We start from the raw sequence: 1,171 nt of genomic DNA on the forward strand, positions 1-1,171 counted from the left end.
GGGCCTGTTGCAAAATTGTGTGGATGTGATTCCCTGTTTTTGAACCAGGGATCTTGCGATGACGACGAAGCCGAGCGGTCAGTTCAGTTTTGTGGAGGCTCTGCTGCCGCAGGGTCTTGGTCGGAGCGGTCGCCTGGACCGGTTGTCGTTGCTGGTGAAGTGGTATCGCTTCGAGAAGATCCTGGCACGGCTGCGCTCGCCGGCCGGACCAGGCCGGCCTGCCTACAATTCGTTGGTGATGTTCAAGGCGCTTCTGCTGCAGTCCTTGTATGGACTGTCGGACAGCGAACTGGAGGAGGCGCTCGCCGATCGGCTGTCGTTCCGCCGCTTCGTTGGGCTGACGCTCGAAGAGACGGTGCCCGACCACACCACGCTCAACCGCTTTCGCAATCGTCTCGTCGAGGCGGGGCTTCTGGAGAAGCTGTTTGGCGAACTGGACCGTCAGTTGGACAAGGCCGGGCTGATCCTGCGGCGCGGTACGATGCTCGATGCCACGGTGATCGAGACGGCGGCGGCACGGCCACCCAGTGGAACGGCGCACGAGGCCGGCGAGGCTGGCGATCCCGATGCCGGCTTTACACGCCGGCAGGGCAAGCCTGGCTCCTCCTATGGCTACAAGGCCCATGTCGGTGTCGACCAGGGCTCTGGCCTGATCCGCCGGGTGAGAACGACAGCGGCCAACGTCAACGACACGGTCGAGGCAGATCATCTGATCTGTGGCGACGAAGGCGCAGTGCTGGCGGATGCGGCCTATCACACCAAGGCGCGCCAGGTATTGCTGAGGGAGCGCGGGATCAAGCCAAGACTGATGCGGCGCGCCAACAAGCATCATCCGCATCTGCCAGCGCGCCTGAAGCATTTCAACCGGCTCATTGCGCGGCAACGCTTCGCCGTCGAGACGACCTTTGCCACCTTGAAGAACCGCATGCGGCTTTGCGCCATCCGCTACCGCGGCTTGGCCAAGGCGGCAGGACAGATCCTCATCGCCGCCATCGCCTTCAACATGCGCCGCTGGGTGACGCTGGCGACCTAATACAGGGTCGCATTGCGCCCGAAATCCGCCGAACCCGTCAAACCCCAGCCAATCCGGCCTCAAACCCGAGCCGCAAGGCACCCCACATTGGCCTGACCCTCCCTCCTTGCCCCTATAACTTAATAACGCAACGGGCCC

At 63.1% G+C, this 1,171-nt stretch carries 1 protein-coding gene; it reads left to right on the top strand.

Translation table 11 applies throughout. The features are described 5' to 3' along the window. Nucleotides 1–58: 58 nt before the first annotated feature. Nucleotides 59–1,033, top strand: a complete 975-nt coding sequence (locus NKH06_RS31960; RefSeq protein WP_352443312.1) for an IS5 family transposase — start codon at nucleotides 59–61, stop codon at nucleotides 1,031–1,033. Nucleotides 1,034–1,171: the final 138 nt, after the last annotated feature.

The sequence above is a fragment of the Mesorhizobium sp. M1342 genome (genome assembly GCF_040317955.1).
Lineage (GTDB): Bacteria > Pseudomonadota > Alphaproteobacteria > Rhizobiales > Rhizobiaceae > Mesorhizobium.